The organism is Streptomyces sp. NPDC055103 (assembly GCF_053607625.1).
The window spans coordinates 14,627-27,984 of record NZ_JBSGTX010000085.1 but is presented as its reverse complement, the minus strand read 5'-3'; the positions used below and the strand labels follow the sequence as shown (position 1 = coordinate 27,984).

General features: G+C 70.0%; 9 protein-coding genes. All 9 read left to right on the top strand.

Annotated features, from left to right (window positions below; genetic code table 11):
- A partial coding sequence (locus tag ACWFR1_RS35350; RefSeq protein WP_453558791.1) for a HAMP domain-containing protein occupies positions 1–4,233 on the top strand: 4,233 nt, incomplete at its 5' end.
- Positions 4,234–4,527: 294 nt separating this feature from the next.
- Positions 4,528–5,199, top strand: coding sequence for a response regulator (locus ACWFR1_RS35345; RefSeq protein ID WP_055641027.1), 672 nt, complete (start codon positions 4,528–4,530; stop codon positions 5,197–5,199).
- A gap of 297 nt (positions 5,200–5,496) precedes the next feature.
- Positions 5,497–8,325 (top strand): DNA translocase FtsK, encoded by a 2,829-nt coding sequence (locus ACWFR1_RS35340; RefSeq protein ID WP_453558788.1) that lies wholly within the window; start codon positions 5,497–5,499, stop codon positions 8,323–8,325.
- Between the two features lie 268 nt (positions 8,326–8,593).
- On the top strand, positions 8,594–9,421 hold the full coding sequence (locus ACWFR1_RS35335; protein ID WP_453558785.1) for a helix-turn-helix domain-containing protein: 828 nt from the start codon (positions 8,594–8,596) through the stop codon (positions 9,419–9,421).
- A gap of 96 nt (positions 9,422–9,517) precedes the next feature.
- A complete protein-coding gene (rimO, locus tag ACWFR1_RS35330) occupies positions 9,518–11,011 on the top strand; it encodes a 30S ribosomal protein S12 methylthiotransferase RimO (RefSeq protein ID WP_453558783.1) in 1,494 nt (497 codons plus the stop codon).
- Positions 11,008–11,682 carry a CDP-diacylglycerol--glycerol-3-phosphate 3-phosphatidyltransferase gene (gene pgsA / locus ACWFR1_RS35325; RefSeq protein WP_453558780.1) on the top strand — a complete coding sequence of 225 codons (675 nt, stop codon included), beginning with the start codon at positions 11,008–11,010 and terminating at the stop codon, positions 11,680–11,682. The genes rimO and pgsA overlap by 4 nt, the downstream gene beginning before the upstream one ends.
- Positions 11,679–12,200 (top strand): CinA family protein, encoded by a 522-nt coding sequence (locus ACWFR1_RS35320; RefSeq protein WP_453558778.1) that lies wholly within the window; start codon positions 11,679–11,681, stop codon positions 12,198–12,200. The genes pgsA and ACWFR1_RS35320 overlap by 4 nt, the downstream gene beginning before the upstream one ends.
- A 109-nt stretch (positions 12,201–12,309) precedes the next feature.
- The gene (locus ACWFR1_RS35315) at positions 12,310–12,693 is read left to right on the top strand and encodes a helix-turn-helix domain-containing protein (protein WP_015036585.1); all 384 of its coding nucleotides are present in this window, start codon (positions 12,310–12,312) and stop codon (positions 12,691–12,693) included.
- Positions 12,694–12,849: 156 nt separating this feature from the next.
- Positions 12,850–13,320, top strand: coding sequence for a Dps family protein (locus tag ACWFR1_RS35310; RefSeq protein ID WP_453558775.1), 471 nt, complete (start codon positions 12,850–12,852; stop codon positions 13,318–13,320).
- The last annotated feature ends 38 nt before the right edge of the window (positions 13,321–13,358 follow it).

The window sequence follows — 13,358 nt, the reverse complement described above, 5'->3', positions numbered from 1 at the left end:
CAGGTGACGACGGCGGTGGCCAACGGTGATCTGTCGCAGAAGGTCACGGTCGACGTGGCCGGCGAGATGCTGGAGCTGAAGAACACCGTCAACACGATGGTCGACCAGCTGTCGGCCTTCGGTTCCGAGGTGACCCGGGTGGCCCGGGAGGTCGGCGTCGAGGGTCTGCTCGGCGGCCAGGCGGAGGTGCCGGGAGCGGCGGGGACGTGGAAGGACCTCACCGACTCGGTGAACACGGCCTTCCGGAACCTGACCGGTCAGGTGCGGGACATCGCGCAGGTGACGACGGCGGTGGCCAACGGTGATCTGTCGCAGAAGGTCACGGTCGACGTGGCCGGCGAGATGCTGGAGCTGAAGAACACCGTCAACACCATGGTGTCGCAGCTGTCGTCCTTCGCGGACCAGGTGACGCGGATGGCGCGGGACGTGGGCACCGAGGGCCGGCTGGGCGGTCAGGCCCGGGTGGACGGGGTCTCCGGCCGCTGGCGGGAGCTCACGGACTCCGTGAACTTCATGGCCGGCAACCTGACCTCGCAGGTGCGGCAGATCGCTCAGGTGACGACGGCCGTGGCCCGCGGCGATCTGTCGCAGAAGATCGACGTGGACGCGCGGGGCGAGATCCTGGAGCTGAAGAACACCATCAACACGATGGTCGACCAGCTGTCCGCCTTCGCGGACCAGGTGACCCGGGTGGCCCGCGAGGTGGGTACGGACGGCCGGCTCGGCGGGCAGGCGCAGGTGCCCGGTGTGGCCGGCGTGTGGCGTGATCTGACGGACTCGGTGAACGGCATGGCCGGGAACCTGACGACCCAGGTCCGTAACATCGCGCAGGTCGCCACGGCGGTCGCCCGGGGTGACCTGTCGCAGAAGATCGACGTGGACGCCCGCGGCGAGATCCTGGAGCTGAAGAACACCCTCAACACGATGGTGGACCAGCTGTCGAACTTCGCCGAGCAGGTGACCCGGGTGGCCCGCGAGGTGGGCACCGAGGGGATCCTGGGTGGTCAGGCCGAGGTGCAGGGGGTCTCCGGCACCTGGAAGGACCTCACGCAGTCGGTGAACTTCATGGCGAACAACCTGACCATTCAGGTGCGGAACATCGCCGAGGTCACGACGGCGGTCGCCATGGGCGACCTCTCCAAGAAGATCACGGTCGACGCCCGGGGCGAGATCCTGGAGCTGGTCACGACCGTCAACACGATGGTCGACCAGCTGTCGAACTTCGCGGACGAGGTCACGCGGGTGGCCCGTGAGGTGGGTACGGAGGGCATCCTCGGCGGCCAGGCGCGGGTGCGCGGGGTCACCGGTACCTGGAAGGACCTGAGCGACAACGTCAACCTGATGGCCAACAACCTGACGAGTCAGGTGCGGAACATCTCCCGCGTCTCGGCGGCCGTGGCCAACGGCGATCTGACGAAGAAGGTGACGGTCGAGGCGCGGGGCGAGGTCGCCGAACTCGCCGAGACCGTCAACACCATGGTGACGACCCTGTCGTCCTTCGCCGACGAGGTCACGCGGGTGGCCCGTGAGGTGGGTACGGAGGGCGAACTGGGCGGCCAGGCCCGGGTGCCGGGGGTCTCCGGCACCTGGAAGGACCTGACCGAGTCGGTGAACTCGATGGCCGACAACCTCACCGGTCAGGTGCGGCAGATCGCCGCCGTCACCACCGCCATCGCCAAGGGCGACCTCACCAAGAAGATCGACATCGACGCGCGCGGTGAGATCCAGGAGCTGAAGAACACCATCAACACGATGGTCGACCAGCTGTCGAACTTCGCTGAGGAGGTCACGCGAGTGGCCCGTGAGGTGGGCACCGACGGGCAGCTCGGCGGCCAGGCCCGGGTCCGGGACGTGGAGGGCACCTGGAGCGATCTCACCGAGTCCGTGAACGAGATGGCCGGGAACCTCACCCGGCAGGTGCGGGCCATCGCGGCCGTCGCCACCGCGGTGACCCGCGGCGACCTCAACGTCAAGATCGACGGCGTGGACGCGGCCGGCGAGATCCAGGCGCTCCAGGACAACATCAACACGATGATCGCCAACCTGCGCGACACCACCCTCGCCAACGACGAGCAGGACTGGCTCAAGAGCAACCTGGCCCGTATCTCCGGGCTCATGCAGGGCCGTCGGGACCTCGACGACGTGGCCTCGCTCATCATGAGCGAGCTGACGCCGGTGGTCTCGGCGCAGCACGGCGCCTTCTTCGTGGCCATGCCGACGGGCTCCGCCCACAGCGACGCCGAACTCGTCGGTGAAGGCGACGGCTCGTACGAGCTGCGGATGCGCGGGAGTTACGCGTACTCCACCGGGTCCATGCCGACCTCGTTCCGGCCGGGGGAGACGCTCATCGGGACGGCGGCCGAGGAGAAGCGGACCATCCAGGTCAACGTGCCGCCGGGCTATCTGAAGATCTCCTCGGGGCTCGGGGAGGCCTCGCCCGCGCATGTGATCGTGCTGCCGGTGCTCTTCGAGGGCAAGGTCCTCGGCGTGATCGAGCTCGCCTCGTTCCAGCCGTTCGCGCAGATCCAGCGGGACTTCCTCAACCAGATCGCCGAGCTGATCGCGACGACCGTCAACACCATCAGCGTCAACACCAAGACCGAGGTGCTGCTCCAGCAGTCGCAGGAGCTCACGGAGCAGCTCAAGGAGCGCTCGGCCGAGCTGGAGCACCGGCAGAAGGAGCTCCAGGGCTCCAACCTCGAACTGGAGGAGAAGGCCGAGCTGCTGGCCCGGCAGAACCGCGACATCGAGGTGAAGAACACCGAGATCGAGGAGGCGCGGCAGGTCCTGGAGGAGCGGGCCGAACAGCTCGCCGTCTCCATGCGGTACAAGTCCGAGTTCCTCGCGAACATGTCGCACGAGCTGCGTACCCCGCTCAACTCGCTGCTGATCCTCGCCAAGTTGCTCGCGGACAACGCCGAGACCAACCTGACGCCGAAGCAGGTCGAGTTCGCGGAGACCATCCACGGGGCCGGTTCGGACCTGCTCCAGCTGATCAACGACATCCTCGACCTGTCCAAGGTCGAGGCGGGCAAGATGGACGTCTCGCCGACCCGGATCGCGCTCGTCCAGCTCGTCGACTACGTGGAGGCGACCTTCCGGCCGCTCACCGCGGAGAAGGGGCTCGACTTCTCGGTGCGGGTCTCGCCCGAGCTGCCGGCCACGCTCCACACCGACGAGCAGCGGCTGCTCCAGGTGCTGCGCAACCTCCTCTCCAACGCGGTGAAGTTCACCGACTCCGGCGCGGTGGAGCTGGTGATCCGGCCCGCGAACGCGGATGTGCCGCAGTCGATCCGCGAGCAGCTCCTGGAGGCCGGTTCGCTGCGCGATCCGGAGGCGGATCTGATCGCGTTCTCGGTGACGGACACCGGGATCGGGATCGCGGCGAGCAAGATGCGGGTCATCTTCGAGGCGTTCAAGCAGGCCGACGGCACGACCAGCCGGAAGTACGGCGGTACGGGTCTGGGGCTCTCGATCAGCCGGGAGATCGCGCGGCTGCTCGGCGGCGAGATCTTCGCGGCGAGCGAGCCGGGCCGCGGTTCGACGTTCACGCTCTATCTGCCGCTGAGCCCGGCGGAGTCGCCGTCGCACGGCTACGGGCAGGGTGGGGCGGACGCCGAGGAACTCCAGCAGGGTGTCGAGGAGGGGACGGGCGTGCACGCCTTCCCGCACTTCCCGCCGACGCCCGTGCGGACCGAGGCGCGGTCGGGGGCCGGGGCGCTGTTCCGGCACCGCCGGAAGGCCGCGGCGGAGGCGACCGGGGCGCGGACCGCGGTGCCGGGGCAGGCCGGTCAGCAGGGTGCGGCGGACCGGACGGAGCCGGAGGCGGAGGTCGAGCCGCGGCGCACCTTCAACTTCTCGGGCGAGAAGGTGCTCATCGTGGACGACGACATCCGTAACGTCTTCGCGCTCACGAGCGTCCTGGAACAGCACGGGCTCGCGGTGCTGTACGCGGAGAACGGGCGCGAGGGCATCGAGGTCCTGGAGCAGCACGACGACGTGACGGTCGTGCTGATGGACATCATGATGCCGGAGATGGACGGGTACGCGACGACGACCGCGATCCGGCGGATGCCGCAGTTCGCCGGGCTGCCGATCATCGCCCTGACGGCGAAGGCCATGAAGGGCGACCGGGAGAAGGCGATCGAGTCGGGTGCCTCGGACTACGTGACGAAGCCGGTCGACCCCGACCACCTGCTGTCCGTCATGGAGCAGTGGATGCGGGGGGAGTGACTCCGGGACGGGGGCCCGCGCGGAGTGCCGCGCGGGCTCCCGAGCTCCGCTGACGGGCTGTCGCCACACGGGTGTGAGAGGGCGGGATACGGGGAACCTTCTGGTCTCCCACCGCGTTTCTGCCACGTGCACAGTGACATCGCGGTGACAGGGTGTGGCGACGGGCGGGGTGCGGCTACGATGACCGGCACAAGGACGGACGGCGCTAGGGAGTCGTCTTCTGGGGCGGCGCCCGGTGCTTCCCCCGGTTACGGGAGCCGGGGAGAGCCGTTGCCGGGACGAGGAGGACGGGGCATGGTGCAGAAGGCCAAGATCCTCCTGGTCGATGACCGGCCGGAGAATCTGCTGGCGCTGGAGGCCATTCTCTCCGCGCTCGATCAGACGCTGGTGCGGGCATCGTCCGGGGAGGAAGCGCTCAAGGCGCTGCTGACGGACGACTTCGCGGTCATCCTGCTGGACGTTCAGATGCCGGGGATGGACGGTTTCGAGACGGCCGCGCACATCAAGCGGCGCGAGCGGACCCGGGACATTCCGATCATCTTCCTGACCGCCATCAACCACGGCCCCCACCACACCTTCCGGGGGTACGCGGCCGGGGCGGTCGACTACATCTCGAAGCCCTTCGACCCGTGGGTGCTGCGGGCCAAGGTCTCCGTCTTCGTCGAGCTCTACATGAAGAACTGCAAGCTGCGCGAGCAGGCAGCTCTGCTGCGGCTGCAGTTGGAGGGCGGCGAGGGCGGTCACGGCAAGGAGTCCGCCGGACTGCTCGCCGAGCTGTCCGCCCGCCTCGCCGCCGTCGAGGAGCAGGCGGAGGCGCTGTCGAAGCAGCTGGACGACGACTCCGCCGACGCGGCGGCCGTCGCGACCGCCGCGCACCTGGAGCGGAAGCTGACCGGGCTGCGGCGGGCCCTGGACGCCCTGGAGCCGGGCACGGGCGCCGCGCCGACGCTGCCCGCCCAGACCTGACGGGAACGGCGCGGACTCCGCGTGGACCTGTGCACTGCGTGGACCGCGCGCATCGCGTAGGCCGGCCACGTGCATCGCGTAGGCCGGCCACGTGCATCGCGTAGGCCGGCCACGTGCATCGCGTAGGCCGGCCACGTGCATCGTGTGCGCCGCGCAGACTCGACGCCGCCCGCCCGGCCCTGACGTGTCGTCACTCCGGGCGGGGTGTCGTGACCCGACGTCAGCTTCGCGCCCCGGCAAGGGCGACACGATCGGGTGAGGCGGACAGCCCGTCCCCTCACCGGTAACCTCGACATCATGGCTTCACGTACGTCCGGCAAGGGTTCTCAGGGCACGGCGGGCGCCGCAAAGCCGCGCGCCGGCCGGACGACGGCCGCCGCGAAGAAAGCGGCGACTGCGAAGTCGCCTGCCAAACCGCCCGCGAAACCCGCCGCGAAGAAGGCGCCGGCCAAGAAGGCCGCGCCCGCCAAGCGCGCGCCCGCGCGGAAGACCGCCGCGAAGCGCGCCGCGCCGCGCCCGGCACCGTCCCCCACCGGGGGCGTCTACCGGCTCGCCCGCGGGGTCTGGCTCGGCCTGGCCCACGCGGTGGGGGCGATGTTCCGCGGGATAGGGCGTGGCGCCAAGGGCCTCGACCCGGCCCACCGCAAGGACGGGCTCGCGCTGCTGCTGCTCGGCGTCGCGCTGATCGTCGCCGCGGGCACCTGGTCCCATCTGCGCGGCCCGGTCGGCGACCTCGTCGAGATGCTCGTCACCGGCGCCTTCGGCCGGCTCGACCTGCTGGTGCCGCTGCTCGTCGGCGCGATCGCTGTCCGGCTGATCCTCTACCCCGAGAGGCCCGAGGCCAACGGCCGGATCGTGATCGGGCTCTCCGCCCTCGTCATCGGCGTCCTCGGCCAGGTCCACATCGCCTGCGGCTCACCGGGCCGTGGCGACGGCACCGAGGCCATGCAGGACGCGGGCGGGCTCATCGGCTGGGCCGCGTCCCAGCCCCTCGTCTTCATGATGGGCGAGGTCCTCGCCGTACCGATGCTCGTGCTGCTCACGCTCTTCGGTCTGCTCGTCGTCACCGCCACCCCGGTCAACGCCATCCCGCAGCGCCTGCGCGCCCTCGGCGCCCGGCTCGGCATCGTCGAATCCGCCGACGAACCGGCGGAGGCCGAGGGGTACGAGGGGTACGAAGGACACGAGGGCTACGACGAGGACTGGCGCGAGGCCGCGCCGCGGACCACCCGCCCCGCGCGGCGCCGGGCGACCGGCCCGGCGGAGCCGTACGACGTGGACCGGGCAGAGGCCGAGCTCCTGGACCGGCGGGCCCGCCGGGGTCCGCGCAGCTCCGCGCCCGCCGACTTCGACCACGGCCTCGACCCGGTGGACGTCGCCGCGGCCGCGGCCGCCGCCCTCGACGGCGCCGTGCTCAACGGCATGCCGCCCTCCCCGATCGTCGCCGATCTGACCAGGGACGTCACCGCCGAGCGCGACGCCGCCGTGGCGGCCGCCGCCGAGACCTCCGGGCCCGTGGCTCCGGCCGCGCCCGTACCGTCGGCGCGCGGGGGCGACCAGCGGTCCGGCGGGGGCGTACCCGACCTGACGAAGCCGGCGCCCGAGCCGACCGATCTGCCGCCGCGCGCCGAGCAGCTCCAGCTCTCCGGCGACATCACGTACTCCCTGCCGTCCATGGACCTGCTGGAGCGCGGCGGGCCCGGCAAGACGCGGAGCGCCGCCAACGACCTCGTCGTGGAGTCGCTCTCCAACGTCTTCACGGAGTTCAAGGTCGACGCGGCCGTCACCGGCTTCACCCGGGGCCCGACGGTCACGCGGTACGAGGTCGAGCTCGGCCCCGCCGTGAAGGTCGAGAAGATCACAGCCCTCACCAAGAACATCGCGTACGCCGTGGCCTCACCGGACGTCCGGATCATCTCGCCGATCCCCGGCAAGTCCGCCGTCGGCATCGAGATCCCGAACAGTGACCGCGAGATGGTCAACCTCGGGGACGTGCTGCGGCTCGCGGACGCGGCGGGCGACGACCATCCGATGCTGGTCGCGCTCGGCAAGGACGTCGAGGGCGGCTACGTGATGGCCAACCTGGCGAAGATGCCGCACGTCCTGGTCGCCGGCGCCACCGGCTCCGGCAAGTCCTCCTGCATCAACTGCCTCATCACCTCGGTGATGATAAGAGCGACCCCCGAGGACGTCCGGATGGTGCTCGTCGACCCCAAGCGGGTCGAGCTCACCGCCTACGAGGGCATCCCGCACCTGATCACCCCGATCATCACCAACCCCAAGAGGGCCGCCGAGGCCCTCCAGTGGGTGGTGAAGGAGATGGACCTCCGCTACGACGACCTGGCCGCCTTCGGCTTCCGGCACATCGACGACTTCAACCAGGCCATCCGGGACGGGAAGATCAAGCTGCCCGAGGGCAGCCAGCGGGAGCTGAACCCCTACCCGTACCTGCTGGTGATCGTCGACGAGCTCGCCGACCTGATGATGGTCGCGCCCCGGGACGTCGAGGACTCGATCGTCCGCATCACCCAGTTGGCCCGCGCGGCCGGCATCCATCTCGTGCTGGCCACCCAGCGGCCGTCGGTGGACGTCGTCACCGGTCTCATCAAGGCGAACGTGCCCTCGCGGCTCGCCTTCGCCACCTCCTCGCTCGCCGACAGCCGGGTCATCCTGGACCAGCCCGGTGCCGAGAAGCTCATCGGCAAGGGTGACGGTCTGTTCCTGCCGATGGGGGCGAACAAGCCGACGCGCATGCAGGGCGCCTTCGTCACCGAGCACGAGGTCGCGGCCGTCGTGCAGCACTGCAAGGACCAGATGACGCCCGTCTTCCGGGAGGACGTCACCGTCGGCACCAAGCAGAAGAAGGAGATCGACGAGGACATCGGCGACGACCTCGATCTGCTGTGCCAGGCCGCCGAGCTGGTCGTCTCGACGCAGTTCGGCTCCACGTCGATGCTCCAGCGCAAGCTGCGCGTCGGCTTCGCGAAGGCCGGCCGGCTGATGGACCTGATGGAGTCGCGGAACATCGTCGGACCGAGCGAGGGCTCAAAGGCGCGTGACGTGCTGGTGAAGCCCGACGAACTGGACGGGGTGCTCGCGGTGATCCGGGGGGAGTCCGGGGCGTAGGGGAGTCAGGGAGAGCGGGGCGAGTAGGGAGAACGGGGAGAGCGGGGGCGGTAGGTGTCGGGGTGTCCGATCGAGACCTGGCCGAGACTCACTCGTAAGGGAACCGGGGGCAACCGTTTCCCCCGCCCGTACGTCAAGTTGGACGGTGGGACAGATGGATGTCCCAGCCTCATGGCGTACAAACAGCACCCGCCCGGTTGCCCCACCCTTTCGTACCACCCATAGACTGAACGTCCAGCAGGTGGCTACACGCTCGAAAGGCGCTCACGTGTCCATCGGCAACTCCCCCGAAGACGACCGGACGTTCCCGGCAGACGACCGGGATTCGATCGGTCGCGCTCTCCAGCAGGCCCGAATCGCCGCCGGTCTCACCGTCGAAGAGGTCAGTGCCTCCACCCGTGTCCGGATCCCGATCGTGCACGCGATCGAGGAGGACGACTTCTCGCGCTGCGGCGGCGACGTCTACGCCCGCGGGCACATCCGTACCCTCGCGCGCGCCGTCGGCCTCGATCCGGCCGATCTGATCGAGCAGTACGACGCCGCTCACGGCGGTCGTCCCTCGCCCACCCCCGCCGCCCCGCTCTTCGAGGCGGAACGTATCCGCCCCGAACCGCGGCGGCCCAACTGGACCGCCGCGATGGTCGCGGCGATCGTCGCCGTCGTCGGCTTCGTCGGTTTCACGATGTTCGACGGCAACGAGGCCCCCAAGGGCACCACGACCGCCGACGGCGGTCCGGCCCCGGCGCCGGAGAAGGCGACGTCCACCGCCAAGCCGAAGCCGGTCAAGCCCGCGGCCCCGAAGCCCAGCGAGAGCGCGATCGCCGCGGTCCCGCAGGACAAGGTCACGGTCAAGCTCACCGCCGTCGACGGCAAGAGCTGGATCTCGGCCAAGGCCGAGGACGGGAAGCTGCTCTTCGACGGCCTCCTCCTGGAGGGCGAGTCCAAGACCTTCCAGGACGACGCCCGTGTCGACCTGGTCCTCGGCAACGCCGGCGCCATCGAGCTCTACGTCAACGGCAAGAAGGTCGAAGAGAAGTTCGAATCTGGTCAGGTCGAGCGGCTCAGCTACACCAAGGGCGACCCCGAGGCCGGATGATCCGCCCGGCCCCGTCTGACCCCGCGATGTGACCTCCGTCGCGCAGGTGAACCCTGCGCGACGGGGGAACGGCCGGGACGAAGTAGTCTTGAGCTCATGCCCGAACGCCGTACCGTCGCCCTTGTCACTCTTGGCTGCGCCCGTAACGAGGTGGACTCGGAGGAGCTCGCAGGCCGCTTGGCAGCGGACGGCTGGGAGCTCGTCGAGAACGCCGAGGACGCGGATGTCGCCGTCGTCAACACCTGCGGATTCGTCGAAGCCGCCAAGAAGGACTCCGTCGACGCCCTCCTCGAAGCCAATGATCTGAAGGATCACGGCAAGACCCAGGCCGTCGTGGCCGTCGGCTGCATGGCCGAGCGGTACGGCAAGGAGCTCGCCGAGGCCCTTCCGGAGGCCGACGGCGTCCTCGGCTTCGACGACTACGCCGACATCTCCAACCGCCTCCAGACCATCCTCAACGGTGGCAGTGTCGAGGCCCACACCCCGCGTGACCGGCGCAAGCTGCTGCCGCTGTCGCCCGTGGAGCGCCAGGAGGCCGCCGCGGCCGTGGCCCTGCCGGGACACGGAGACGCCGCCGAGGCCCCCGTCGACGCGCCGGCCGACCTCCCCGAGGGGCTCGCGCCCGCCTCCGGGCCCCGCGCGCCGCTCCGCCGCCGTCTGGACACCAGTCCCGTCGCCTCCGTGAAGCTGGCCTCCGGCTGCGACCGCCGCTGCTCCTTCTGTGCCATCCCGTCCTTCCGCGGCTCCTTCGTCTCGCGCCGTCCCTCGGACGTGCTGAACGAGACGCGCTGGCTCGCCGAGCAGGGTGTGAAGGAGGTCATGCTGGTCTCCGAGAACAACACCTCGTACGGCAAGGACCTCGGTGACATCCGGCTCCTGGAGAGCCTGCTGCCCGAGCTGGCCTCGGTCGACGGCATCGAGCGCATCCGGGTCAGCTACCTCCAGCCCGCCGAGATGCGCCCCGGTCTGATCGACGTCCTCACCTCGACCGAGAAGGTCGCGCCCTACTTCGACCTGTCCTTCCAGCACAGCGCCCCCGACGTGCTGCGGGCCATGCGCCGCTTCGGTGACACCGACCGCTTCCTGGAGCTCCTGGAGACCATCCGGTCCAAGGCCCCGACCGCCGGTGCCCGCTCCAACTTCATCGTCGGCTTCCCCGGCGAGACCGAGGCGGACTTCGCCGAGCTGGAACGCTTCGTCACCCACGCGCGGCTCGACGCCGTCGGCGTCTTCGGCTACTCCGACGAGGACGGCACCGAGGCCGCCACGTACGAGCACAAGCTCGACCAGGACGTCATCGACGAGCGGCTCGCCCACCTCTCCCGGCTCGCCGAGGAGCTCACCGCGCAGCGCGCGGAGGAGCGGATCGGAGAGACCCTGGAAGTACTCGTCGAGTCCGTCGACGAGGAGGACGGCTGGATCGGCCGCGCCGCCCACCAGGCGCCCGAGACCGACGGCCAGGTGGTCCTCACCACGGCCGACGGTACGAGCCCCGACCTGGCTCCGGGCCGTATGGTCAGGGCGAAGGTCGTCGGCACGGAAGGCGTCGACCTGGTGGCCGAGTGTCTTTTCGAGGAGGCAGCCAGATGACCGGAGTCCCGGCATCCGCGACGGGCGGGACCGGTAGGCCGGCGCCCCGCGGAAAGCTGGGCACTGCGGCCGTCAACCAGGCCAGCCTGTGGAACATCGCGAACATCCTCACCATGATCCGGCTCGTGCTCGTGCCGGCCTTCGTGGTGCTGCTGTTCCAGGACGGCGGGCACGACCCCGCCTGGCGCGCCTGGGCGTGGGCGGCGTTCGCCGTCGCCATGATCACGGACGTGTTCGACGGGCACCTCGCCCGTACGTACAACCTCGTCACCGACTTCGGGAAGATCGCCGACCCGATCGCCGACAAGGCGATCATGGCCGGCGGGCTCATCAGCCTCTCCTTGCTGGGTGATCTGCCCTGGTGGGTGACCGGGGTCATCCTGGCCCGCGAGCTGGGGATCACGCTGATGCGGTTCTGGGTGATCCGGCACGGGGTCATCCCGGCGAGCCGCGGCGGCAAGATGAAGACGCTCGCGCAGGGCACGGCGGTCGGCATGTACGTGCTGATGCTCACCGGCCCGCTGGCCACCCTGCGCTTCTGGGTGATGGCCGTGGCCGTCGTGCTGACGGTCGTCACCGGTCTGGACTACGTGCGACAGGCGATCGTCCTGCGCCGCCAGGGCCTCGCGGAGGAGCGGGCGGCCGCGGAGTCGGAGACGGCGGCGCGATGACCGAGGCCGCCCGGGTGCTGGCGCTGCTCGCGGAGCGTGGTGACACGCTGGCCGCGGCGGAGTCGCTCACGGGTGGTCTGGTGGCCGCGGAGCTCACCGGTGCGCCAGGAGCCTCGAAATCCTTCCTGGGGTCGGTCACGGCCTACGCCACGGCCCTCAAGCACGAACTCCTCGGTGTCGACAAGGCCCTCCTCGCGGAGCGCGGCGCGGTCGACCCGGAGGTCGCGCTGCAGATGGCGGCCGGTGTACGGGTCCGGCTCGGCGCCGACTGGGGAATCTCCACGACCGGCGTCGCGGGCCCTGAGACGCAGGACGGACAGCCCGTCGGAACCGTCTACGTGGCGGTCGCGGGACCGGCCGGAGCGGGCGCCGGAGCCGGGAAAGTGGTCTCGTTGAGGTTGAACGGCGACCGCGCGGAAATCCGTAGAGAGAGCGTACGGAGCGTGTTGGCACTGCTCCATGAGGAACTCTCGGGAAATGCGCGGGCACAGGATACGGAACACTACGGGGGGAATTGATGTTTGCAGCCCTGAGTGAACACGACATCGCTCCCCGCACGGCCGCAGCGCGAGGCGGTACGGTGGGGCGTGAAGGATGCGGCTACGCGGTCCGAGGAGGGAGCCACCGATGATTCTGCTCCGTCGCCTGTTGGGTGACGTGCTGCGTCGGCAGCGCCAGCGCCAAGGCCGTACTCTGCGCGAAGTCTCCTCGTCCGCCCGAGTCTCGCTCGGCTATCTCTCCGAGGTGGAGCGGGGGCAGAAGGAGGCTTCCTCCGAGCTGCTCTCCGCGATCTGCGACGCGCTGGACGTACGGATGTCCGAGCTCATGCGTGAAGTGAGCGACGAGCTGTCGCTGGCCGAACTGGCCGAGTCGGCAGCGGCGAGCGAACCGGTGCCGACGCCGGTACGCCCGATGCTCAATTCGGTGTCGGTGACGTCGGTGGGCGGTGTGCCCACCGGGCGGGTGACCATCAAGGCGCCCGCGGAAGCGGTGGACGTCGTCGCTGCCTGAACCGAAGTGGGGCGAAGCCCCGGTCGGTGCCCCTTCGGGGACGCCGATCGGGGCTTCTCTCGTTTTCGGTCGCCGATCGTGATGATTTGTCTGAGATGCCGGGTTCTGGTGGGTCGTGCCATGGTGGGGGAACGTACGAGTGGTTGGAGATCCCGCATGTCCGTGGTGAAGAGCCCGCTGTCCGAGTCCGACCTCAAGACGGTCGGCCACGCGCTCCAGGGGGCGCTGGTCGATCTCGTCGACCTCGCCCTGGTCGCCAAGCAAGTGCACTGGAACGTCGTCGGGCCGCGGTTCCGCTCCGTCCATCTGCAGCTCGACGAGGTCGTCGACACCGCGCGGCTGCACTCCGACACCGTGGCGGAGCGCGCCTCGGCGCTCGGCGTCAACCCGGACGGACGCTCGGCGACCGTGGCCTCCTCCAGCGCGATCGGGACGGTGCCGGAGGGGTGGATCAAGGACGGGGAGGCGGTCCAGATCCTGGTCGCCGCACTGGGGGCCGTCATCACCCGGATGCGGGAACGGATCGGTGCGACCGGTGAACCCGACCCGATCAGCCAGGACATCCTGATCGGTCTGACGGGCGACCTCGAGAAGCACGCGTGGATGTTCCAGGCGGAGAGCGTGTAGGGCGTGGCGATACGTGCGGTGTGCGCCGCGGAGTGTGG

Excerpts from the sequence above, each read along its gene's own strand:
- ACWFR1_RS35345 (WP_055641027.1), top strand. The coding sequence starts at position 4,528 with ATGGTGCAGAAGGCCAAGATCCTCCTGGTCGATGACCGGCCGGAGAAT.
- ACWFR1_RS35340 (WP_453558788.1), top strand. The coding sequence starts at position 5,497 with ATGGCTTCACGTACGTCCGGCAAGGGTTCTCAGGGCACGGCGGGCGCC.
- rimO (WP_453558783.1), top strand. The coding sequence starts at position 9,518 with ATGCCCGAACGCCGTACCGTCGCCCTTGTCACTCTTGGCTGCGCCCGT.
- pgsA (WP_453558780.1), top strand. The coding sequence starts at position 11,008 with ATGACCGGAGTCCCGGCATCCGCGACGGGCGGGACCGGTAGGCCGGCG.
- ACWFR1_RS35320 (WP_453558778.1), top strand. The coding sequence starts at position 11,679 with ATGACCGAGGCCGCCCGGGTGCTGGCGCTGCTCGCGGAGCGTGGTGAC.
- ACWFR1_RS35315 (WP_015036585.1), top strand. The coding sequence starts at position 12,310 with ATGATTCTGCTCCGTCGCCTGTTGGGTGACGTGCTGCGTCGGCAGCGC.
- ACWFR1_RS35310 (WP_453558775.1), top strand. The coding sequence starts at position 12,850 with ATGTCCGTGGTGAAGAGCCCGCTGTCCGAGTCCGACCTCAAGACGGTC.